This window comes from Brevibacterium sp. Mu109 (genome assembly GCF_900169375.1).
Classification (GTDB): Bacteria; Actinomycetota; Actinomycetes; order Actinomycetales; family Brevibacteriaceae; genus Brevibacterium; species Brevibacterium yomogidense_A.
Genome location: NZ_FXZF01000001.1, coordinates 26083 through 46948, shown reverse-complemented (window position 1 = coordinate 46948; position 20866 = coordinate 26083). Strand labels below are relative to the sequence as shown.

Annotated in this window: 21 protein-coding genes; 17 read left to right on the top strand and 4 right to left on the bottom strand. The window is 69.0% G+C overall.

The features are described 5' to 3' along the window. The first annotated feature begins 55 nt into the window (after positions 1–55). The 15 genes from ftsH (at position 56) to BSP109_RS00155 (ending at position 15384) form a co-directional block, all read left to right on the top strand. On the top strand, positions 56–2194 hold the full coding sequence (gene ftsH / locus BSP109_RS00225) for an ATP-dependent zinc metalloprotease FtsH (RefSeq protein ID WP_087007462.1): 2139 nt from the start codon (positions 56–58) through the stop codon (positions 2192–2194). Then, positions 2191–2757 carry a GTP cyclohydrolase I FolE gene (gene folE, locus BSP109_RS00220; protein ID WP_101598990.1) on the top strand — a complete coding sequence of 189 codons (567 nt, stop codon included), beginning with the start codon at positions 2191–2193 and terminating at the stop codon, positions 2755–2757. The genes ftsH and folE overlap by 4 nt, the downstream gene beginning before the upstream one ends. A 5-nt stretch (positions 2758–2762) precedes the next feature. Further along, a complete protein-coding gene (gene folP, locus BSP109_RS00215; protein WP_308297891.1) occupies positions 2763–3596 on the top strand; it encodes a dihydropteroate synthase in 834 nt (277 codons plus the stop codon). Positions 3597–3611: 15 nt separating this feature from the next. Next, a complete protein-coding gene (gene folK / locus BSP109_RS00210; protein ID WP_101598989.1) occupies positions 3612–4679 on the top strand; it encodes a 2-amino-4-hydroxy-6-hydroxymethyldihydropteridine diphosphokinase in 1068 nt (355 codons plus the stop codon). Beyond that, entirely contained in the window at positions 4676–5182 is a 507-nt protein-coding gene (locus tag BSP109_RS00205) for a DUF3180 domain-containing protein (protein ID WP_101598988.1), read from the top strand. The genes folK and BSP109_RS00205 overlap by 4 nt, the downstream gene beginning before the upstream one ends. Then, complete coding sequence (locus tag BSP109_RS00200; RefSeq protein WP_101598987.1) at positions 5179–5661, top strand: PH domain-containing protein; 483 nt, start codon at positions 5179–5181, stop codon at positions 5659–5661. Before BSP109_RS00205 ends, BSP109_RS00200 begins: the two co-directional genes overlap by 4 nt. Positions 5662–5822: 161 nt before the next feature. Continuing rightward, complete coding sequence (locus BSP109_RS00195) at positions 5823–7730, top strand: PH domain-containing protein (RefSeq protein WP_101598986.1); 1908 nt, start codon at positions 5823–5825, stop codon at positions 7728–7730. Then, positions 7720–8640, top strand: coding sequence for a Rossmann-like and DUF2520 domain-containing protein (locus BSP109_RS00190; protein ID WP_101598985.1), 921 nt, complete (start codon positions 7720–7722; stop codon positions 8638–8640). Before BSP109_RS00195 ends, BSP109_RS00190 begins: the two co-directional genes overlap by 11 nt. A 70-nt stretch (positions 8641–8710) precedes the next feature. Next, a complete protein-coding gene (gene lysS, locus BSP109_RS00185; protein WP_101598984.1) occupies positions 8711–10222 on the top strand; it encodes a lysine--tRNA ligase in 1512 nt (503 codons plus the stop codon). Between the two features lie 74 nt (positions 10223–10296). Further along, a complete protein-coding gene (locus BSP109_RS00180) occupies positions 10297–10518 on the top strand; it encodes a hypothetical protein (protein WP_087007477.1) in 222 nt (73 codons plus the stop codon). After that, positions 10487–10819, top strand: a complete 333-nt coding sequence (locus tag BSP109_RS00175; protein WP_087007478.1) for an Lsr2 family protein — start codon at positions 10487–10489, stop codon at positions 10817–10819. The genes BSP109_RS00180 and BSP109_RS00175 overlap by 32 nt, the downstream gene beginning before the upstream one ends. 236 nt (positions 10820–11055) lie before the next feature. Continuing rightward, complete coding sequence (locus BSP109_RS00170; protein WP_101598983.1) at positions 11056–13665, top strand: ATP-dependent Clp protease ATP-binding subunit; 2610 nt, start codon at positions 11056–11058, stop codon at positions 13663–13665. Positions 13666–13786: 121 nt separating this feature from the next. Further along, the gene (locus BSP109_RS00165) at positions 13787–14353 is read left to right on the top strand and encodes an amino-acid N-acetyltransferase (RefSeq protein WP_087007482.1); all 567 of its coding nucleotides are present in this window, start codon (positions 13787–13789) and stop codon (positions 14351–14353) included. A gap of 192 nt (positions 14354–14545) precedes the next feature. Next, positions 14546–15076, top strand: a complete 531-nt coding sequence (locus tag BSP109_RS00160) for a hypothetical protein (protein WP_087007484.1) — start codon at positions 14546–14548, stop codon at positions 15074–15076. Continuing rightward, complete coding sequence (locus BSP109_RS00155) at positions 15073–15384, top strand: transcriptional regulator (protein ID WP_087007486.1); 312 nt, start codon at positions 15073–15075, stop codon at positions 15382–15384. Before BSP109_RS00160 ends, BSP109_RS00155 begins: the two co-directional genes overlap by 4 nt. Before the next feature lie 101 nt (positions 15385–15485). On the opposite strand, the gene udk is transcribed toward BSP109_RS00155, so the two are convergent. Both udk and BSP109_RS00145 read right to left on the bottom strand, forming a co-directional pair. Then, positions 15486–16100, bottom strand: coding sequence for a uridine kinase (gene udk, locus BSP109_RS00150; RefSeq protein ID WP_087007487.1), 615 nt, complete (start codon positions 16098–16100; stop codon positions 15486–15488). A gap of 139 nt (positions 16101–16239) precedes the next feature. Next, complete coding sequence (locus BSP109_RS00145; protein WP_101598982.1) at positions 16240–17292, bottom strand: A/G-specific adenine glycosylase; 1053 nt, start codon at positions 17290–17292, stop codon at positions 16240–16242. A gap of 202 nt (positions 17293–17494) precedes the next feature. Between BSP109_RS00145 and BSP109_RS00140 the strand changes: the two genes are divergently transcribed. Then, positions 17495–18226, top strand: a complete 732-nt coding sequence (locus BSP109_RS00140; protein ID WP_101598981.1) for a hypothetical protein — start codon at positions 17495–17497, stop codon at positions 18224–18226. A gap of 8 nt (positions 18227–18234) precedes the next feature. On the opposite strand, the gene radA is transcribed toward BSP109_RS00140, so the two are convergent. Next, entirely contained in the window at positions 18235–19614 is a 1380-nt protein-coding gene (radA, locus tag BSP109_RS00135) for a DNA repair protein RadA (protein ID WP_087007493.1), read from the bottom strand. A 46-nt stretch (positions 19615–19660) separates the two neighbouring features. On the opposite strand from radA, the gene BSP109_RS00130 reads away from it, so the two are divergent. Further along, the gene (locus BSP109_RS00130; protein WP_146001063.1) at positions 19661–20272 is read left to right on the top strand and encodes a hypothetical protein; all 612 of its coding nucleotides are present in this window, start codon (positions 19661–19663) and stop codon (positions 20270–20272) included. Between the two features lie 6 nt (positions 20273–20278). Here BSP109_RS00130 and BSP109_RS00125 read toward each other — a convergent pair whose 3' ends face one another. Next, positions 20279–20818 (bottom strand): DUF4916 domain-containing protein, encoded by a 540-nt coding sequence (locus BSP109_RS00125; RefSeq protein ID WP_101598979.1) that lies wholly within the window; start codon positions 20816–20818, stop codon positions 20279–20281. Positions 20819–20866: the final 48 nt, after the last annotated feature.

Here is a 20866-nt window from a genome sequence, read left to right as displayed (position 1 = left end):
CCCTGACCGGGCCGCATCCGCCGCCTGGCCGCCGTAGACGCTCCTGAGAGGACCCATGGCAGAAACCCCCGATCGCAGCACCCCCGTCAAGAAGGCCCGCCGAGGTCCCTTCATCTGGGTGCTGCTGGTCCTCGCCTTCATCACCGTCGGCCTCCTGCTGTCAGGCGGCACGGGCTTCCAGCGCGTGGACACCGAACAGGGCCTCACGCTCCTCGACGAGGGGAAGGTCGAGCAGGCGAAGATCGTCGACAACGATCAGCGGGTCGACCTGGTGCTCGCCGACGAATACGAGTTCGCGGGCAAGGACTACGGCAACAAGGTCCAGTTCTTCTACATCGAGCCGCGCGGCGAAGAGATCATCGAGGCCGTGACGAGCGCGGCCCCCGACGGCGGATACACCGACGAGGTGCCGCAGCAGTCGTGGATCAGCACACTGCTGCTGAACCTCCTGCCGTTCGTCATCATCTTCATCGTCTTCTGGTTCCTCCTGTCGCAGCTGGGAGGCGGCGGCAGCCGCTTCATGAACTTCGGCAAGTCGAAGGCGAAGCTGGTCAACAAGGAGAACCCGGACGTCACGTTCGAGAACGTCGCGGGTGTCGACGAGGCCCTTGAAGAGCTCGAGGAGATCAAGGAGTTCCTCGCGGAGCCGGACAAGTTCCAGGCCGTGGGGGCGAAGATCCCCAAGGGCGTGCTCCTCTACGGACCGCCCGGCACGGGCAAGACCCTGCTGGCCCGCGCAGTCGCCGGCGAGGCCGGGGTGCCGTTCTACTCGATCTCCGGTTCGGACTTCGTCGAGATGTACGTGGGCGTCGGCGCATCGCGCGTCCGCGACCTGTTCACGCAGGCGAAGGAGAACTCGCCCTGCATCATCTTCGTCGACGAGATCGACGCGGTCGGCCGTCAGCGCGGCGCCGGCATGGGCGGCGGGAACGACGAGCGCGAGCAGACGCTCAACCAGATGCTCGTCGAGATGGACGGGTTCGAAGCCTCGACCAACGTCATCCTCATCGCCGCGACGAACCGCCCGGACGTCCTCGACCCGGCCCTGCTGCGCCCGGGACGCTTCGACCGCCAGATCCAGGTCGAGGCCCCGGACATGAAGGGCCGCAAGCAGATCCTCGGCGTCCACGCGAAGGACAAGCCCCTGGCCCCCGACGTCGATCTGGGCATGGTCGCGAAGCGCACCCCCGGCTTCAGCGGTGCCGACCTCGCGAACGTCCTCAACGAAGCCGCACTGCTCACGGCGCGCGAGAAGAAGTCCGTCATCGACAACACGATCGTCGACGAGGCGATCGACCGCGTGATCGCCGGACCGCAGAAGCGCACCCGCCTCATGAATGACAAGGAGCGTCGCGTCACCGCCTACCACGAGGGCGGACACGCACTCGTCGCCGCCGCGATGAACGACACGGACCCCGTCACGAAGGTGACGATCCTGCCGCGCGGACGGGCGCTGGGCTACACGATGGTGATGCCCAGCGAGGACAAGTACTCGACGACCCGCAACGAGCTGCTCGACCAGCTGGCATATGCGATGGGCGGCCGCGTCGCGGAGGAGATCGTCTTCCACGACCCGACCACCGGTGCGGCGAACGACATCGAGAAGGCCACGGACATCGCCCGCAAGATGGTGACCGAGTACGGCATGAGCGATCGTGCCGGCATGGTGAAGCTGGGCGACGGATCGTCGGAGCCGTTCGCGGGACGCAGCATGGGGGGTTCGGACAAGTCGTTCTCAGACGCCACCCTCGCGACGATCGATGCCGAGGTGCGCGCACTCGTCGACGCGGCCCATGCGGACGCGTACTGGGCGCTCAACGAGAACCGCGACGTCCTCGACCGCCTCGCATACGACCTGCTCGAGAAGGAGACGCTCGACGAGCACCAGCTCGCAGAGCTCTTCCATGACGTCGTGAAGCGGGACCGCCGCACCGTCTGGCTCGCCAGCCGCGACCGCCCGGTCTCCGACCGTCCCCCGATCGACCCGCCCGCACCCCGCGTGGAGAACGGCGATGGGGATGGAGACGGTGGAGACGCCGGAGGAGCCGGGCCGACTGGACAGATCGGACCGATCGGAGAGGTCGGAGAGGTCGGGCCGACTGGAGACACCGGGCCCGCGGGAGGCGCTGTACCGGGTGGAGAGACGGGCCCGACCGGATTCCCGGGTGCAGACGGACAGGAGCCCCCGCGATGACCGTGGATCATGCACGCATCGAGGCCGCAGTCCGGGAGATCCTCCTGGCCGTGGGCGAGGATCCCGACCGTGACGGGCTCGTCAACACCCCGGCCCGTGTCGCGCGGGCCTACGAGGAGTCCTTCGCAGGGCTCTCCCAGGACGCCGCGGACATCCTGGGAGTCCAGTTCGACATCGGGTTCGACGAGATGGTCCTCGTGCGGGACATCGCTCTGTACTCGACGTGCGAGCATCACCTGGTGCCGTTCCACGGAGCGGCGCACATCGGCTACATCCCCGGCCCCGAGGGTCGGGTGACGGGCCTGTCGAAGCTCGCACGCCTCGTCGAAGTCTTCGCGCGCCGTCCCCAGGTGCAGGAGCGACTCACCACGCAGATCGCGGACGCGCTCGTCACTCACCTGCAGCCGCGCGGCGCGATCGTCGTCGTCGAGGCGGAGCACCTGTGCATGTCGATGCGCGGCGTGAAGAAGCCGGGCTCCTCGACGATCACGTCGGCGGTGCGCGGCCAGCTGCGCAATGCAGCATCCCGTTCCGAGGCGATGAGCCTCATCCTCAGGAGGTGACGGTCGTGGACCTGACGCGCACGCAGATCATGGGGGTCCTCAACATCACCCCGGACTCCTTCTCCGATGGCGGTCGCTGGTTCACGCACGCGGACGCAGTCGCCCATGGCATCGAGCTGCTGGACGGGGGCGCGGACATCATCGACGTGGGCGGGGAATCGACCCGACCCGGATCGGCGCGCGTCTCCGAGGAGGAGGAGCTCGCCCGCGTCCTGCCCGTCATCCGCGAACTGGCCCGTGACGGCGCCGTCATCAGCGTGGACACGATGCGGGAAGCAGTGGCGCGCGCCTCGCTGGACGCAGGCGCCGCCATCATCAACGACGTGTCAGCCGGGCAGAGCGAGCCCGGAATGCTCCGCCTGGCCGCGGAATCCGGTGCACCCCTCGTCCTCATGCACTGGCGCGGCCTGCTGTCCGACACCGCTGCCCCGGTGCACTACGACGACACCGTCCGCGAGGTCGCCGACGAACTCACAGCCCGGATCGAGGCCGCCGAGGCCGCCGGCGTGTCTCGCGATGCCCTCATCCTGGATCCGGGGCTGGGGTTCTCGAAGAACGCCCAGCACAACTGGGACCTGCTCGCCCGCCTCGACGTGTTCGTCGACATGGGCCTGCCGCTGCTCGTCGCGGCGTCCCGCAAACGGTTCCTCGCGTCGCTGGCCTCACCCGAGGACCCGGCATCGGCCTCGCAGGAGGACCGCGATGCGGGCACCGCCGCGATCACCGTGATGGCCGCCCAGGCAGGTGCCTGGGCGGTGCGGGTCCACGAACCGCGCGCCTCGCGCATCGCAGCCGATGCTGTTGCGGCCGTCAACGCAGCGAGCAGCCCGAGTAGCTGACATGGAGGACCTGACGTGACCGATGAGATCCGCCTGACCGGCCTCACCATCCGCGGCTTCCACGGCGTCTTCGACTTCGAGAAGCGAGACGGCCAGGACTTCGTCGTCGACGTGGTCCTGCGGGGCGACCTGTCGCTTCCCGCCGCGACCGACGACCTCGCCGACACCATCGACTACGGGACACTCGCCGACGACCTCGCGGGGATCGTCGCGGGGGAGCCCTACGACCTCATCGAGGCACTGGCCGGGGCGCTGGCGGACCGATGCCTCGCATCCTGCGCGGAGGTGGAGGTGACGGTCCGCAAGCCGCAGGCGCCGATCGCCCACGCGTTCACCGATGTCGCCGTCACCGTGCGGCGAACACGGGCGCATACCCGAACGCGGGCAGCGACACAGGCACCGGCACAGATTCCGGCCGGCGGGATGCTGTCCCCGCGCTGGCGCGCGGTCATCGCGCTCGGGGCGAACCTGGGGGATGCACTCGCGACCCTGCAGGACGCGGCGCATGCCCTGGATCTCCACCCGCGCATCGACGTGGTCGCCGGATCCCCCGTGTATGTGACGGTCCCCGTCGGCGGCATCGAACAGCCGGACTTCCACAACGCCGCGGTCATCGTCGACACGACTCTGCCGCCCCACCAGCTGCTCGCCGTCTGCCAGGGGATCGAAGTGGGTGCCGGGCGGACCCGTGAGGTGCGATGGGGCCCGCGGACGCTCGACCTGGATGTCGTGCACGTGCGCACGAGCCTCGACGCAGGGAATGTGCCGGGAACCGAGGCCGGGGATGTGCCGGGAACCGAAGCAGAGGACATGCCGGGACCCGATCCGTCGGCTGCCGAGGTGCGTCTCGACGACCACGTGCTGACCCTCCCACATCCGCGCGCGGGGGAGCGGGCATTCGTGCTCGCTCCGTGGGCCGATCTCCAGGCGGACGCTCTCGTCGACACACCGCGCGGACCCGAGCCGATCGCGACCGCGCTCGCGCAGGCAGAGGACGCGGAGGGAGTGCGGCGCACCGACGCGGTCGTCTGGACCGCAGACCACGGGGGCCCGGCCTCGGCGAGTGAGGGTGACGGAGGATGAACCGCACCAGGCCCACGCAGCTCCTCCTCTGGGGGATCGTGGGACTCGTCGCGTCCATCGCGTTCCACACGCTGTGGGAGCGCGGCGGGAATGCACTGCCGCTGGTGCCGTGGCCCGCGATCGTCGGGATGCTCGTCCTGTCCGGGGTCCTGCTCGCGCTGGGATGGCCGGTGCGCGCCTGGCGCGACGGGGACAGGACGACGGAGATCGACCTGGTGAAGGCGGCGCGGATCGCGATGCTCGCGAAGGCCGCGGCCCTGGCGGGTGCGGTGCTCACCGCCTGGTACCTTGGTGGCGCCCTCTACCTCTTCGCCTCCGCGTTCGGCCTGCGCGCGGAAGCGGGCCTGGGCATGCTCGCCGCTGCGATCTCCGCAGCGATCCTCATGGCCGTCGGACTGATCGTGGAGTCCTTCTGCTCGCTGCCGCCCGACGACCCACGAGCCTCGGACGGTCCCGGGGACGGACGACGTGAACGACGTGACCCACCGGAGGCTCCCGCATGAGACAGCTCAACCCCGTCAGCCCGAAGTTCATCGGCGTCCAGCTCATCGGATCGGCGATCGTGTGGGCGATCTTCGTCCTCATCCTCCTCGTCGCCGCGATCTGCGGACTGATCTTCGACATCACCTGGCTCATGGTCCTGGGCTTCGCCCTCGCCGCCGGGTGCATCATCCTCGCGGTCATCGAGGCGATCATCGTCGTGCGTCAGGTGAAGGCCCTGGGCTACCTCGAGCGCGAGCACGATCTCCTGGTCCAGCGCGGCATCATGTTCCGGTCGACCACCGTCGTCCCCTACGGACGGCTGCAGTACGTCGAGGTCTCCGCCGGTCCGCTGCTGCGCATGGCGGGACTCGCGACGATCACACTCCACACCGCGTCAGCGGCGACCGACGCATCCCTGCCGGGCCTGCCGAGGCCGGAGGCGGAGGCACTCCGGGACTCCATCGCGTCGCGCGGCGGCGCCCGTCTGGCGGGACTGTGACCGCGCCGCAGGGGCCCGGGCGGTTCCCTCCACCGCAGGACCAGCCGCCTCAGAATCACCCACCACAGAATCAGCCACAGGCGCCGCAGAGCCCGCGTCCGGATGCTCGGCCGGCCGCGGATGATCCTGCACGGTGGCGGCACGTCCACCGGCTGACTCCGGTGCTCAAGGGCGGCGCGGGGCTGATCGCTGCGCTGGGTGTCATCGTCGTGATCGTCTTCCAGAATCTCCAGGCCGTCCTGGAGGACCTGGTCGTCGAGGGCCTGGGCGGTGAGGGCCGCGACGCCGGGGGGTTCGGCGTGATCCGGCTGCTGCCGACCCTCATCCGGGAGCACCCGCTCATCACCGCTGCGGTGATCGGCGTGATCGTCCTCATCCTGGTCATCACCATGGTCCTCCTGTGGCTGAGCTGGCGGTACACACGGTTCCGCGTCGATGGAGCAGGCGTGTCCCTGCGCACCGGCGTCATCGCGAGGAAGGAGCGATCCGCCTCGCACGACCGCGTCCAGTCCGTCGACATCTCCCTGCCGTTCATCCCGCGTCTGCTGGGCCTCGCCTCGCTCGTCTTCGACGTCGCGGGCGGGTCGGATTCGGACATCACGATCTCCTATCTCAAGCGGGCCCAGGCGGAGGCGCTGCGGGACGAGATCCTCAGCTACCTGCGCTCCGGCCGGCAGGGGCGGACGACGCACGCTCCGGAAGCCCGCCCCGCCGCCGAGGCCACGGGCACCGGAGTGGCGACCGGCACCTCGGCGGCGGGCCGGGTTCCGACGCACGGGCCCGCAGGCCCGGAGTCCGTCCCGTCCCGGCAGATGCCCACGGCCAGTCCGGCCGCACCGACGGCGCCGCTCGGACAGCGGCTGCTGAGCAGGACGACCCAGCAGCTCCAGACGCACGCATCCGTCACGGTCGACGACCTGAGCAGCAGCCTCCGAGCGCTGCTTCGCCCGTATCGGCTGTCGCCGACGGCAGGTGCGGAGGGCCGCCTGCTGCGCGTGCCGCTCCACCGCCTGGTCTTCTCCGCACTGCTGTCGACGACGGTGCTGGTGACAGCGGTGTTCATGGTGGGGATGATCGTGGCGATCATCATCGTCGCTGTCCTGGCGACCCCGGCTGCACTGGTGACCACGGTGTTCGCGATGATCCCCGGCATCTTCGCGCTCATCGGCGTGCTGAGGTCGGAACTGGGCCTCGCGAACTTCACCGTGGCGATCACCGAGGACGGCCTGCGCGTCAGCCACGGACTGGCATCGACGACGAACCGCATCATCCCGCTCGACCGCATCCAGGCCGTGAAGCTCCACCAGCCGCTGCTGTGGCGCGGACCGGGCTGGTGGCGCGCCGAGTTCACCATGGCCTCCGTGGGCAGCGACGACGACACCACCCAGAACGTGCTGCTGCCCGTCGGCACGCGCGACGACGTCATGCTCATGCTGGGCCTGTGCCTGCCCGACCCGCGTCCGCCGCAGGGGACGGATGCGCGCTCGCTCGTCCTCGCGGGGATGGCCGGTCCCATGACGCGCGACGCGGAGACCCTGGCCGCGGAGCACGTCTACCGGGGTCGCCCCCGCGCATCGGCATGGATGGATCCGGTCACGTGGAAGCGCAATGCACATGCGCTCACGGGAACGCTCACCCTCATCCGGTCGGGTCGACTGTCCCGCACGCTTGAGTTCGTCCCGCACGCCCGCGTGCAGTCGCTGCGGTTGAAGCAGGGCCCGCTGCAGAGGGCACTCCGGCTCTCCACGATCGCCCTCCACATCTCACCCGGTCCCATCGCACCGCACTTCGTGCACCTGCCGGCCGCTGAGGCGACACAGCTGTTCGATCACCACGCGACTGTCACCCGGATGGCCCGGGAGGAACTGGACGCGTACCAGGGTGGCCCCGCAGTGCCTCCGGTCCCACCTGCTCCAGCGGTTCCGTCGGCCCCACCGGTTTCGCATGCTCGGCTGGTCCCACAGGTTCCGCCGGTTCCGCCCGCGCCGCCGACTCAGCCTCCACCTGCGCAGTCTCCGCCTGCGCAGTCACCGCCCGCACCGTCCGAAAGGCCGCCCCATGAACATTGACGATCAGACCCGACTGGGCGTGGGCATCATCGGCGTCGGCAAGGTCGGAGCCGTCATGGGAGCCGCGCTGCGCGATGCGGGGCACGCGATAGTGGGCGTGACCGCCGGGTCCGAGGCGAGCCGCGACCGCGTCGACGCGATGCTCCCGGGCGTCCCGGTGCTCGACGTGGAGACCCTCGTCGAACGCGCGGAGCTCATCCTCTTCACGGTGCCGGACGACACGATCGAAGAGCTCGTCGCCGGGCTGGCGAAGCTCGGCCTCTTCAGCGGCGGGCAGATCGTGGTGCACTGTGCGGGCCGCCACGGCCTCGGTGTCCTCCAGCCGGCGACCGACGCGGGTGCGATCCCCATCGCACTGCACCCCTCACTCTCCTTCACCGGCACGAGCATGGACCTCCCGCGTCTCCGCCAGACCACCATCGGGGTGACAGCGCCCAAGCCGGTCCTGCCGATCGGCCAGGCACTCGTCGTCGAGATCGGCTCCGAGCCGATCGTGCTCGCGGAGGCGGACCGAGCGCTCTACCACTCCGCGATCGCCCACGCGTCGAACCACACCGTCGCGATCCTCGCGCAGGCGATGGAGGTCCTGTCCTCCCTCGGAGTGGAAGACCCCTCGCGCGTCCTCGCCTCTCTCGTCGACGCGAGCGTGTCGAACGTGCTGCGGTCGGGCCCGCGGGCGCTCACCGGCCCCGTGAGCCGCGGTGATGTGGCGACCGTCGGCGCCCATGTCGCGGCGCTGTCCGAGTTCGCACTGACCCGGGGGACCGCCGAGGTCGTCGACGCCTATCGGGCGATGGCCCGCGCGACGACCGCCCGGGCGCTCGAGAACGGGAACATCGACGAGCCCACCGCTGCACGGCTGCTCGACACCCTGGACACACAGGACCCCCTGGACTCACAGGACGGCTGAAGCCTGCGGGGCCGAGGTGCCCGCCGGCCCGTTTTCCGCGCGACAGGAGCCGCGCGGTAGCCTTGGGCCCATGCCGCAGACCCAGCCCCAGCCCCATGACCACGATGATCCGGAGCAGTTGCGCATCCGCAAGGAGAAGCGTGAGCAGATGCTCGGAGAGGGGCGATCGCCGTATCCCGTCGCGGTGGGCCGCACCCACACCCTCGCGGAGGTGCGCGCCGCGCACCCGGACCTCGAGGCCGGGCAGGAGACGAACGACATCGTCGGCGTCGCAGGACGGGTCGTCTTCCAGCGGAACACCGGCAAGCTCTGCTTCGTGACTCTCCAGGCCGGGGACGGCACCCGTCTGCAGGGGATGCTCTCCCTCGCAGAGGTCGGTCAGGAGGGCCTCGACCGGTGGAAGCACGACGTCGACCTGGGTGACCACGTGTTCCTGCACGGACGGGTCATCATGTCGAAGCGCGGCGAGCTGTCCATCATGGCCGACGACTGGGCTCTCGCCTCGAAGGCGCTGCGTCCACTTCCGACACTGCACACCGAGCTCACGGACGAGACCCGGATGCGGCAGCGCTACATCGACCTCATCACACGCGATCAGGCGCGCGAGAACGTGCGCGTGCGTGCGGACGTCATGAAGTCGCTGCGTCGGACGTTCGACGAGCGCGGCTACATGGAGATCGAGACGCCGATGCTCCAGACCATCCACGGCGGTGCCGCGGCCAGGCCCTTCAGCACTCACATCAATGCGTATGACATGGAGCTGTATCTGCGCATTGCCCCGGAGCTGTTCCTCAAGCGGGCACTCGTGGGCGGACTGGACAATGTCTTCGAAATCAATAAGAACTTCCGGAATGAAGGTGCTGATTCCACGCACTCGCCGGAATTCGCCATGCTCGAGGCATATGAGGCATACGGCGACTTCCGATCAATCGGGGAACTGACGAAGACCCTCGTGCAGAACGCAGCGCTTGATGCATATGGTTCTCATATAGTCACTCTCGCAGACGGCACGGAATACGATCTCGGCGGTGAATGGCGGACCATTCCGATGTATGAATCGCTCTCCGAGAAGCTCGGCGTCGATGTGACATCCGATACATCCGTGGATGAGCTGGAAGCACTTGCGCGCCAGCACGATATCGACCTTGCAGGTGTGTTCCGGCTGCACGGAAAGTACGTCGAGGAGATGTGGGAGCATTTCCACGCGGACGAACTCCACGAGCCCACATTCGTCACCGGTTTCCCCGTGGACACCTCGCCCCTGACGAAGAGCGACCGGCACAACCCCGGCGTCGTGGAGAAGTGGGACCTCTACGTGCGCGGGTTCGAGCTGGCGACCGGGTACTCCGAGCTCAACGACCCCGTCATCCAGCGGGAGCGCTTCGAGGCGCAGGCGCGCGATGCGGCTGCGGGCGACGCGGAGGCGATGCGCGTCGACGAGGATTTCCTCACCGCGATGGAATACGGAATGCCTCCGGCGGGCGGAATGGGAATGGGAATCGACCGCCTCCTCATGGCACTCACGGGTCTGGGTATCCGCGAGACGATTCTCTTTCCTCTCGTGAAGCCGCTGTCCGATTGATATGAATCACGTGCGTGCCGTTGTGAATGATCCGGCGAGGGTGCGCACTCCTCTGAAGAAAAGGTAGTGTGTTCATGGAGTACATCAAGGTCCTCCTTCCCTCGATCGGTGTCGGACTGCTGTTCTGGTACGTAATGCGAGGGATTCTCCGTTCGGATTCGATCGAGCGCGAGGAGATGGAGCGGTACTACCGACGAATGGACAGTGAAGATGCGGCGGAGGATCACGAATCCTCCACCGGTGTCACAGAGGAGAATCACCCGCATGGCACGCGAAATGAAGGTCGTCCTGACTGACGACATCGACGGGACTGAAGCGACGGAGACCGTCCGTTTCGGGCTCGACCAGGGAACCTACGAGATCGAGCTGTCCGATGAGAATGCGGAGAGGCTGCGTGCGGCCTTCGCCCCGTACATCGCGAAGGCCCGCCGGGTCGCCGCGACCCAGCGAGCGGCGCGTCCGCGTCGTTCCTCGGGCGGACAGGACAGCAACCTGAACGCGAAGATCCGCGAATGGGCGAAGAGCGAGGGCAAGCAGGTCTCCGAGCGCGGTCGCATCTCCCAGGCGATCATCGACGAGTACCACGCAGCGCACTGACCCCACGGAAGCGCCCCGACCATTGCTGCGAAACGCACTCTGGTCGGGGCGCTTCCGTCTGCCCGCACGCGGCGGCGGCGCGGCTCCGGACGCGCGCTGCGGATGCGCGCTGCGGATCGCTGTCCGCGACCAATCTTCGGCTGACGGCGAACACCGTTCGGCTCAGGGCGAACACCGCAATAGAACGACCCTCCGCGTGGTTAGAGTGCTAGGAATCAGACACGAGGAGGACCATCATGTTCGAACGGTTCACCGACCGGGCCAGGCGCGTCGTCGTGCTCGCGCAAGAAGAGGCGAAGCTCCTCAAGCACAACTACATCGGTACCGAGCACATCCTGCTCGGTCTCATCCACGAGGGTGAGGGCGTTGCCGCGAAGGCGCTCGAAGGGATGGGGATCTCCCTCGAGCAGGTCCGCGAGCAGGTCACGGAGATCATCGGCGAGGGCCAGCAGGCGCCCTCGGGGCACATCCCCTTCACCCCGCGCGCCAAGAAGGTCCTCGAGCTGAGCCTGCGCGAAGCGCTGCAGCTCGGCCACAGCTACATCGGCACGGAGCACATCCTGCTGGGCCTCATCCGTGAGGGCGAAGGCGTGGCCGCGCAGGTCCTCGTCAAGCTCGGAGCCGACCTGGCGCGCGTGCGCCAGGAGGTCATCAAGCTCCTCTCCGGCTACCAGGGCAAAGAGCCGGCCTCGACCGGTGCGCGCGAAGAGGGGACCCCCTCCGGATCGCTCGTGCTGGACCAGTTCGGCACCAACCTCACCGCCGCCGCGCGGGAAGGCAAGCTCGACCCCGTCGTCGGGCGCGAGCTGCAGATGCAGCGCGTCATGCAGGTGCTGTCCCGCCGGACGAAGAACAACCCGGTGCTCATCGGCGAACCCGGCGTCGGCAAGACGAGCGTCGTCGAGGGGCTCGCGCAGTCCATCGTGAACGGCGAAGTGCCGGAGCCGCTCGAGGACAAGCAGCTCTACACGCTTGACCTCGGTTCGCTGGTCGCGGGCTCCCGCTACCGCGGTGACTTCGAGGAGCGGCTGAAGAAGGTCCTCAAGGAGATCCGCACGCGCGGGGACATCATCCTCTTCATCGATGAGATCCACACGCTGGTCGGTGCGGGTGCCGCAGAGGGCGCGATCGATGCTGCGAGCATCCTCAAGCCCATGCTCGCCCGCGGCGAGCTGCAGACGATCGGCGCGACGACGCTCGACGAGTACCGGAAGAACATCGAGAAGGATGCGGCACTCGAGCGCCGCTTCCAGCCGATCCAGGTGCCCGAGCCGACGCTCGCCGATTCGGTGCTCATCATGAAGGGCCTGCGCGACAAGTACGAGGCGCACCACAAGGTGACGATCACGGACGGCGCGCTGGCCGCATCGGTCAATCTCTCCGACCGCTACATCAACGACCGCTTCCTGCCGGACAAGGCGATCGACCTGATCGATGAGGCCGGTGCCAAGCTGCGGATCTCGCGCATGTCGTCGCCTCCTGAGGTCAAGGAGATCGAGGAGCAGATCGTCGAGGCGCGCCGCCGCAAGGAGGCCGCGATCGACGCGCAGGACTTCAACCTCGCGCAGTCCGAGCGAGACGCGGAGATGGCGCTCACGAAGCAGAAGGAAGAGCGCGAGAAGACCTGGAAGGCCGGCGACAAGGGCGCGGCCGTCGTCGATGAGGAGCTCATCGCAGAGGTGCTGGCGCAGTCCACGGGCATCCCGGTCTTCAAGCTCACAGAGGAGGAGTCCTCGCGTCTGCTGCGGATGGAGGACGAGCTGCACAAGCGGGTCATCGGCCAGAACGAGGCCATCAAGTCCGTGTCGCGTGCGATCCGTCGTACGCGTGCGGGCCTCAAGGACCCCAAGCGTCCCTCCGGGTCGTTCATCTTCGCCGGCCCCACGGGCGTCGGCAAGACGGAGCTCGCGAAGGCACTGGCGGAGTTCCTGTTCGGTGACGAGGACTCCCTCATCACGCTGGACATGTCGGAGTACGCGGAGAAGCACACGGTGTCCCGCCTCTTCGGCTCTCCCCCCGGCTACGTGGGCTACGAAGAAGGCGGACAGCTGACTGAGAAGGTCCGCCGGAAGCCGTTCTCCGTCGTGCTGTTCGACGAGGTGGAGAAGGCCCACCAGGACATCTTCAACTCGCTGCTGCAGATCCTCGAGGACGGACGTCTGACGGATTCGCAGGGTCGTGAGGTGGACTTCAAGAACACCATCATCATCATGACCACGAACCTCGGGACGAAGGACATCGCGAAGACCCAGCAGATGGGCTTCCAAGTCGAGGGCGATCCGTCGATCGACTACACGCGGATGAAGCAGCGGGTGAACGAAGAGCTGAAGCAGCACTTCCGTCCGGAGTTCCTCAACCGCGTCGATGACACGATCGTCTTCCCGCAGCTGTCGCAGGCGGAGATCCTGACCATCGTCGATCTGTTCGTCGAGCGGCTCGACACGCGTCTGGCAGCCCAGGGCATGTCAGTCGACCTCACCGATGCGGCCAAGGAGCTGCTCTCCGAGCGCGGGTACGACCCGGTGCTGGGCGCGCGACCGCTGCGTCGCACGATCCAGCAGGAGATCGAGGACCAGCTCTCGGAGCGCATCCTGTTCGATGAGCTGCGCTCGGGCCAGCGCGTGTACGTCGATGTCGAGGGCACGGGCATCGATGCGATCTTCACCTTCAGGGGCGAAGAGGACTCGCGCGTCCTCGAGCGGGTCGGTGCGGTCTACGGCGCTGACGACGACGGCTCCGGGGCCATCCCGGAGGCCGGCGTGGCGAACAGCTCCGGACCCACCGGTGACGGCGGGGGAGCGGAAGCGGAGGCGCAGGCCACCGCGGAGGTTCCGCCGGAGCGCTGACGGAGCGCGCAGGCGCCTGCTCGGTGGAAGCGGCGGGTCGGACGAGGAGTCCGGCCCGCCGCTTCGTCGTGCCGGGGCGGATGGTTCGTCGCAGCACTCGTCCACGGTGTTGAATGGTGGGATGACGACTGCAGCAGAGCGCGCGAGCGACCAGTACCGTCCCTACCCCCTCGGCGATGGCCTGATCCTGCGGCGGGCGAGGGCGGCGGACGTCCCCGCCATCGTGGAGCTCGTCGCCCCGATGGTCGATGCGCGCATCCTCGTGCCCAAGGAGCGCGTCGACTACTTCGAGGGCATCCATGAGTTCTGGCTCGTGCTCGAGCTGCAGGACGACGGGAGCGAGGTCCTGGCGGGCTGTGCCGCCTGCCACCTCATCTGGTCGGACGTCGCCGAGGTCCGGACCATCGCGACCAGCCCCGCCTACCGCGGGCGCGGGATCGGGAGGACGCTCGTCGAGCAGGTGCTCGCGGACGCGCGCGTGCTGGGCGCGAAGCGGGTCTTCTGCCTCACGTTCGAGACCGACTTCTTCTCCTCGCTGGGCTTCGAGGTGATCGAGGGCACACCGGTGGCGCCGGAGGTCTACGTCGAGCTCCTCCACTCGCGGGACGAGGGCACCGCAGAGTTCCTGGACCTCGCGCGGGTCAAGCCGAACACGCTCGGGAACTCGAGGATGCTCCGCACGCTGTGAACTGGATGCTGTGAACCGCACGCTTCGCACGCGAGGCGCATCCGCGGCTTCCTTCCAGCAGGAAAGTACTTGCCATATTGGAAAGTGCATGCTTCACTGGACACATCGACGTTCTGCAGGAACCGGTCGATCGATGAAGCCGCAGCCCTCCTCACGGGGCTCGGGACGACAGTGATGCGAAGGAGCAGTCCGATGGACACCCACAGCGACAGCCTGCCGACGGGGGACCGCGGCGGCGATCGGGGACCCACACCCGAGGAGGCGCGGCGGATGCTCGCCGACGCCGCTCGGATCGGTCACCGGACGCCCGACGCGGTGCCGCCCGTCCTCATCTCGTTCGCGATCCTCTGCGCGATCGGCACCATGGCGACCCTGGGCGTGCACCTCGCGGCGCGCGTGCTCCCCGACTCCTCGTTCGATGCGCCGCTCGCGGTCACCGTCATGGCGATGGCCTGGGTCTTCGTCGCGATCATCGTGCCGTTCCTCTTCCGCCGACCTCTGCGCCGGGGGCTGGCCGTGCGCTGGTACATCTACATGGGGTCCTGGGGCGTCCTCTGGGCGGCGTCCATGCTGCTGGGGGAGACGTTCGCAGCCCTGGTGCTCGCGCCACTCTTCCTCGGGCTATTCATGATCGCCGCGGCGACGGAGGCGAAGCGCGCGCGGACCGCACGGGCCGAGGAGGAGGCGGCGCAGAGCGCGGTCGTGGACGGGGACGCGCCGTGAGCGCACCCCAGCACCCCCGGTTCGCGCTCGACTCCTCCCTCGCCCACCCCGTCCGATTCTCGCTCGTCGCGGCACTCGCGACGGTGGAGAAGATGGCGTTCGGCGACCTCCGCGACGAGCTCCAGGTGAGCGACTCCGTGCTGTCGAAGCAGATCGCGGAACTGGAGAAGGCGGGATTCGTCAGGGCGGCGAAGTCGTTCGTCGGCAAGCGCCCCCGCACGACCCTCTCGCTGACCTCAGACGGGCTGGTCCGCTGGCGCGGGCACCTCGATGCCCTCCGACGGATCGCGGACCCTCAGGATTCCTGACAGGTGGAACCCGTGACGTGAACGGCCGCACGCAGCGCGCCCGCAGCCGATGAGGCCGCGGGTCGCGCTGGGTGGGACGTCCGGCCGGGTGTGAACTCCCGTCAGGCCGCGAACTCCCGGCTGATCCGGTGGATGATCATGTCGAGCGCGACGAGGTTGTGTCCGCCGTCAGGGATGATCAGGTCAGCCTTCCGCTTCGACGGCTCTACGTAGAGCTCGTGCATCGGCTTCACCGTCTCGAGGTACTGGGCCTCGACGGACTCCAGGGAGCGTCCTCGTTCGACGACGTCGCGGCGGATGCGGCGCAGGATCCTCACATCCGCGTCCGTGTCCACGAAGAGGCGGATGTCCAGCAGGTCGCACAGCTTGGGCTCTGCGAAGAGGAGGATCCCCTCGACGATGAGGACCGGGGTCGGATCGACGGCGAGGGTGTCGACTGACCTGTTGTGGTCCGTGAAGTCGTAGAGCGGACTCTCGATCGGCGCGCCGGCCTTGAGGGCACGGATGTGCTCGTACATCAGATCGATGTCGAACGCCTCCGGTGCGTCGAAGTTCGTGGCCGCACGCTCGTCCCACGTCTTGCCGGTGTGCGCGCGGTAGTAGTTGTCCATGAAGAGGACCGTCGACTTGCTGCCGAAGCGATCCAGCAGCGACCGGGTCAGCGTCGTCTTGCCGCTCCCGGTGCCGCCGGCGACACCCACCGCGATAGCTCCCACGTCCGACCCTTCCGTCGCGCTGCCACTGTGCGACGCCCCGGGAGGGGCTCGCGTTGACTCAGCGCACCATCCTAGAGGAACCGGGAGCGTGCGGAGGCGGTCTCTGCGTGTCACCTCAGTCGGTTGTGTCCCCGGCTGGTCAGGGCAGTCGGATCCCGGTTGAGCTGCGGGATGCGAGACCGTCCCGGACGAGGTCGTCGATGAGCCGGGCGGTCCTGGTCCCGTCGGCGTCGAGGTCGCGCACCGCGGCGATGGCCTTCCTGATGGGCTCGCTCAGGCGCGCGAGGGCCTCGGCGTCGTCAGCAGTGAGCTCAGCGGTCGGTGCCGTGAGCAGGTGCGTGCTGATGCTCACGGCCTGCTCCTCGTCGGACGTTGCCAGCTCGTCGTGCGCCGTGCGCAGCACCTTCATGATCGCGCCGCGCAGCTGCCGGTCGGTGCCCGCCCACGCCTGGGTGCGACGGACGACAGTCGGATCGGAGGGCTTCCCCGCGGCGACCCAGGCGCACGCATCCGCCAACGGGCACGAATCGCAGTCGGGATTCCGTGCAGTGCAGATGAGCGCGCCCAGCTCCATCGCTCCGGCGTTCCACTCCACGTGCTCGCGTGCGGGCACGAGCGCGCCGGCCCACCGCTTCTCCGCCGCGGTCAGTGAGGCGGGCCGGTGCTCCACGGCCGCGAAGACGCGTCCCAGCACCCGGCGGACATTCACGTCGAGGACGACTGCCCTGCGGCCGTATGCGAAGCTCGCGACGGCAGCGGCCGTGTAGGCGCCCACACCGGGAAGCGCCAGCAGTCGGTCCTCCTCGTGGGGGACCTGGTTGCCGTGCTCGTCCGCGATCGCGGCGGCCGTCTCCTGGAGCCTGAGCGCACGTCGCGGATAGCCCAGGGAATCCCACGCGATGAGCACGTCCGACGGGGGAGCGGCGGCGAGGTCCGCAGGGCTCGGCCACCGTCGCATCCACTCGCGCCACCGGGGGAGGACTCGGGCGACCGGCGTCTGCTGGCTCATCACCTCGCACACCAGGATCGACCAGGCGGATGCCTCGGGGTCGCGCCACGGCAGCGGTCGGGCATTGCGGCTGAACCAGTCGATGACGAGCCGCTGGACGTCGGCGACGCGGGCCTGAGGCACCGGTGGGAGACCCGGCGTCTGGGGTGCGCGTGTGACCTGTGTCGTCCGGCGGTGTGTCATCGGGTCCTTCCTGCGTGCTCGCCTTAGGCTCGAGGGGATGAGCAGCTCCGGTCGTGGTCCGCGTCAGGGTCGTCCCAGCCGTCCGTCCGGGAAGTCTACGGGTTCCCGCGGAGCGGCCCGTCCGCCTGCGCGGGGGCGCGGTGACAGGGGGCGCGGGGACACCCGCGGCCGGGCGCCAGGGCCGGACGATGCCCGGCGCCAGATGTTCCGGCGGCGCCGCATCATCGTGGCAGTCCTGGCGATCATCGTCGCCGCCGTCCTCACCCTGGGTGTCGTGCTTGCAGTGCAGGCGATCCAGAGCGTCCGCGAGGGTGTGGGCAGCCCTCCGCCCGTCGCGGAATCACCGGAGCCGAGCGCACCCGGACCGGTGGGCGACGCCGGTTCCGGAGGCTGCCCGCCGGACACCACGCGCGTGGCCGCGTCGACGGATGAGGACGAGTACGAGGACGACGAGGAGCCCGTCCTCACGATCGAGGTGAAGAACACCCACTCCGCCGACTGCCTGATCGACGTGGGCACGGAGCGCCAGGAATTCGTCATCGAGCACGAGGGCGACACCGTCTGGTCGTCGCGGTACTGCGAGAGCACCGATGAGGACGCCGAAGGCGGGTCGAACCCGTTGGTGTTCCCTGCGCAGTCGGGGAAGAAGACGTCTCTCGACTGGCCGCGCGTCCCCGTCGACGAGTCGTGCAGGCAGACCGCGGAAGCGTTCCCCGCGGGCCAGTACGAGCTCATCGTGAAGCTGGGCGACGAGGAGAGCGAGCCCGCCCCCTTCACGCTCAAGGGCGACCCCGCGGATGACGCGACGGACGACCCCGGCGACGATGCCGGTGCTGACGCCGGAGCAGGCGAGGCCGAGGGAGATGCCGCCGGTGAGGGCGACGGCGCCGCGGGTGAGGATGCAGCCGAAGCCGAGGACGAGGCTGCGGACTAGCCTCCGCGTCAGGCGTCTCTGGGGGGCAGAGTGGTCTCCGGCAGGGCAGTGGCGATGGCTTCTGCGAGGTTCTCGCATTCTGCGACGCGCATGCCGTCCGGAACGGGCACGTTGTCGAGCGATCCGCCGGCGACGATCGCATTCGTGATGCCCTGGCGAGCCGCTTCGGACAGCCGCTGACCCAGACCGGGCACCTGGCGGATCTCCCCGGACAGGCTGATCTCTCCGATCGCGACGAGCCGGGAGTACAGGGCGTCGCCCGTGCGCGCTGAGGCGAGGGAGAGCGCCAGGGCCAGATCGCAGGCGGGCTCCGACACCCGCATGCCGCCGACCGTTGCAGAGAACACGTCCTTGTCCGCCGTCTTCGTGAGGCGGCCCAGCACCGCGAGGATCATGGCGATGCGGTTGGAATCGAGCCCGCTGACCGTCCGTCGGGGATGACTGTGCGCGTCGTCGATGAGCGACTGGACCTCGATGAGCATGGGACGCCGGCCTTCGAGCGCGACCGTGAGGCACGAGCCCGGCGCCCGCGTCGCGGACCGGGTCAGGAACAGGCCCGAGGGATCGGGGAGGCTCTCGATGCCCGACTCCGTCATATCGAAGCAGCCCACTTCGTCCGTCGGACCGTAGCGGTTCTTCACGGCGCGGAGCATCCGCAGGCGCGAGTGGCGCTCGCCCTCGAACGAGCAGACGACGTCGACGAGGTGCTCCAGCGTCCGCGGACCGGCCACGCTGCCGTCCTTCGTCACGTGACCGACCAGGACCGTGGGGATCGCATGGTCCTTCGCGGCGCGGATCACCGCCGCGGCGACCTCCCGCACCTGAGCCACCCCGCCCGGCGCGCCATCGACGTCCGCGGACGCCAGCGTCTGGACGGAGTCGATGATGATGAGGTCCGGCTGGAGCTGGTCGATGGTGCCGAGCACGATCCCCAGGTCCGTCTCCGCGGAGAGGTAGAGGGTCTCCGACAGGGCGTCGACGCGTTCGGCCCGGAGCCGCACTTGGGCGGCGGACTCCTCGCCCGTCACGTAGAGGACCCGAGTTCCCTGGCGAGCGGTCCACGACCCGACCTCCAGGAGCAGGGTCGACTTGCCGACGCCCGGTTCACCGGCGAGCAGCACGACCGCCCCCGGCACCAGGCCGCCGCCCAGCACACGGTCGAATTCGGGGATGTGGGTCGACCGGGCCTCCGCCAGCCTGCGATCGACCTCTGTGATGGGGGTGGCTCCGACGCTGTCCGGTGCCGGCTTCGCCTGGGTGCGCACGGTGCGGCGCGCGGGGACCGTCTCCTCGATCGTCCCCCACTCGCGGCACTGCGGGCACCGGCCCAGCCACTTCGCGGTCGTGTGACCGCACGCATTGCACAGGTACTGCATCGTCGACGCCATGGTCCGAGTCTTCCACGAGGCACGGACACGGTCCTACGATCACTGCATGAGCGACGCACAGGCACCCCGATCGTCAGATGCAGCCCCACCCGCCACAGCCCCACCCGCCACAGGCTCTCCCGACGGTGCAGCGCCGATCGAGCGCGCGACTGGACTCGACTGGCCCACGATCGCGGCTGCCTTCAACGACGCGGGCGGAGCGGCACTCACGCACGCGGAGCTCGCGCGAACGGTGGAGCCGCTGTTCACCGATCGCGTGGACAACGCCGGCTGGTGGGCACAGGGGGCGACCGTCGTGTACGAGCAGTCGATCGGCCGCCGCGTCGCAGGACAGTCGAGCGCGGGCGACTTCCAGGTGGCCGCCTCCCGCACCCTGCCAGGGGCAGGAGGGGAGCTGCGCGCCCGTGCCGTCGCCGAGGTCCTGGCCGCTGAGCATCTCGCGGGCCTGTCCGTGGGCTCAGGAGGGCGGGAGTCCGATACGCCCAAGCGGCTCTACCGGCGCACCGGCCTGGGCGGGGGAGCGAAGCTCGCGGTCTCCGTGGAGCCGAAGGCGGATGACCGGTGCCTGGTCACGCTCACGGCGACCGGGCTCGACTCCCAGGAGCAGCGCGAAGAGGTCCGCACCGCACTCAGGGCCGTGGTGGGGGCCCTGGGCTGAGCCCGCTCAGGGGAGGATGCCGAGGTGGGCCAGCCCCGCTCGCACGATGTGCTGCTGCCCGTGGCGCATCTCCGAGAGGATCTCGTCGCTGACGGCCTCCCGCGGCGTGAGCCAGTCGAGGCTCAGTGCGGCACCGCGCGGTTCGCAGTCGCCGATCACGGGCAGGATGTAGCACAGCGCGACGGCGTGCTGGCGCGGGTCGTGGTACTGCGAGACCGCTTCCGTCGGGAAGTACTCGGCGACGTGGTACGGGTTCAGCGACAGGGGCACCGTCGGCAGGGCGAGGTGGCCCAGATCGCTCTCCGCATGTCGCAGGAGCGCGGCGCGGATCGACTCGTGGTACCGCACGCGGCCGCCGACGATCTCCCGTCCCAGTGTGCTGTCCTCGAGAGTGCGGAGGAGCAGTCCGATGCTCTCGACCTCCCCGTCGTCCCCGCGTCTGACGGGGAGCCCGTGCACGTAGGTGATCGGGATGCGACGGCGGATGTGCTCGAGTTCCTCCGGATCCAGCCAGTTCTCGTCGAAGTCCAGGGCTGTGCGCGTCATGCCTCCAATGTAGCGGCGATCACCGGTTCGTAGGCCGCCCGGGACGGC

What these genes read in the sequence shown, in the direction of transcription:
- BSP109_RS00200 (WP_101598987.1), top strand. Translation starts at nt 5,179, where the DNA reads ATGAGACAGCTCAACCCCGTCAGCCCGAAGTTCATCGGCGTCCAGCTC.
- BSP109_RS00140 (WP_101598981.1), top strand. Translation starts at nt 17,495, where the DNA reads ATGTTCCGGCGGCGCCGCATCATCGTGGCAGTCCTGGCGATCATCGTC.
- BSP109_RS00145 (WP_101598982.1), bottom strand. Translation starts at nt 17,292, where the DNA reads ATGACACACCGCCGGACGACACAGGTCACACGCGCACCCCAGACGCCG.
- BSP109_RS00130 (WP_146001063.1), top strand. Translation starts at nt 19,661, where the DNA reads ATGAGCGACGCACAGGCACCCCGATCGTCAGATGCAGCCCCACCCGCC.
- BSP109_RS00160 (WP_087007484.1), top strand. Translation starts at nt 14,546, where the DNA reads ATGGACACCCACAGCGACAGCCTGCCGACGGGGGACCGCGGCGGCGAT.
- BSP109_RS00125 (WP_101598979.1), bottom strand. Translation starts at nt 20,818, where the DNA reads ATGACGCGCACAGCCCTGGACTTCGACGAGAACTGGCTGGATCCGGAG.
- BSP109_RS00165 (WP_087007482.1), top strand. Translation starts at nt 13,787, where the DNA reads ATGACGACTGCAGCAGAGCGCGCGAGCGACCAGTACCGTCCCTACCCC.
- lysS (WP_101598984.1), top strand. Translation starts at nt 8,711, where the DNA reads ATGCCGCAGACCCAGCCCCAGCCCCATGACCACGATGATCCGGAGCAG.
- BSP109_RS00175 (WP_087007478.1), top strand. Translation starts at nt 10,487, where the DNA reads ATGGCACGCGAAATGAAGGTCGTCCTGACTGACGACATCGACGGGACT.
- radA (WP_087007493.1), bottom strand. Translation starts at nt 19,614, where the DNA reads ATGGCGTCGACGATGCAGTACCTGTGCAATGCGTGCGGTCACACGACC.
- BSP109_RS00205 (WP_101598988.1), top strand. Translation starts at nt 4,676, where the DNA reads ATGAACCGCACCAGGCCCACGCAGCTCCTCCTCTGGGGGATCGTGGGA.
- folE (WP_101598990.1), top strand. Translation starts at nt 2,191, where the DNA reads ATGACCGTGGATCATGCACGCATCGAGGCCGCAGTCCGGGAGATCCTC.
- BSP109_RS00190 (WP_101598985.1), top strand. Translation starts at nt 7,720, where the DNA reads ATGAACATTGACGATCAGACCCGACTGGGCGTGGGCATCATCGGCGTC.
- ftsH (WP_087007462.1), top strand. Translation starts at nt 56, where the DNA reads ATGGCAGAAACCCCCGATCGCAGCACCCCCGTCAAGAAGGCCCGCCGA.
- BSP109_RS00170 (WP_101598983.1), top strand. Translation starts at nt 11,056, where the DNA reads ATGTTCGAACGGTTCACCGACCGGGCCAGGCGCGTCGTCGTGCTCGCG.
- BSP109_RS00180 (WP_087007477.1), top strand. Translation starts at nt 10,297, where the DNA reads ATGGAGTACATCAAGGTCCTCCTTCCCTCGATCGGTGTCGGACTGCTG.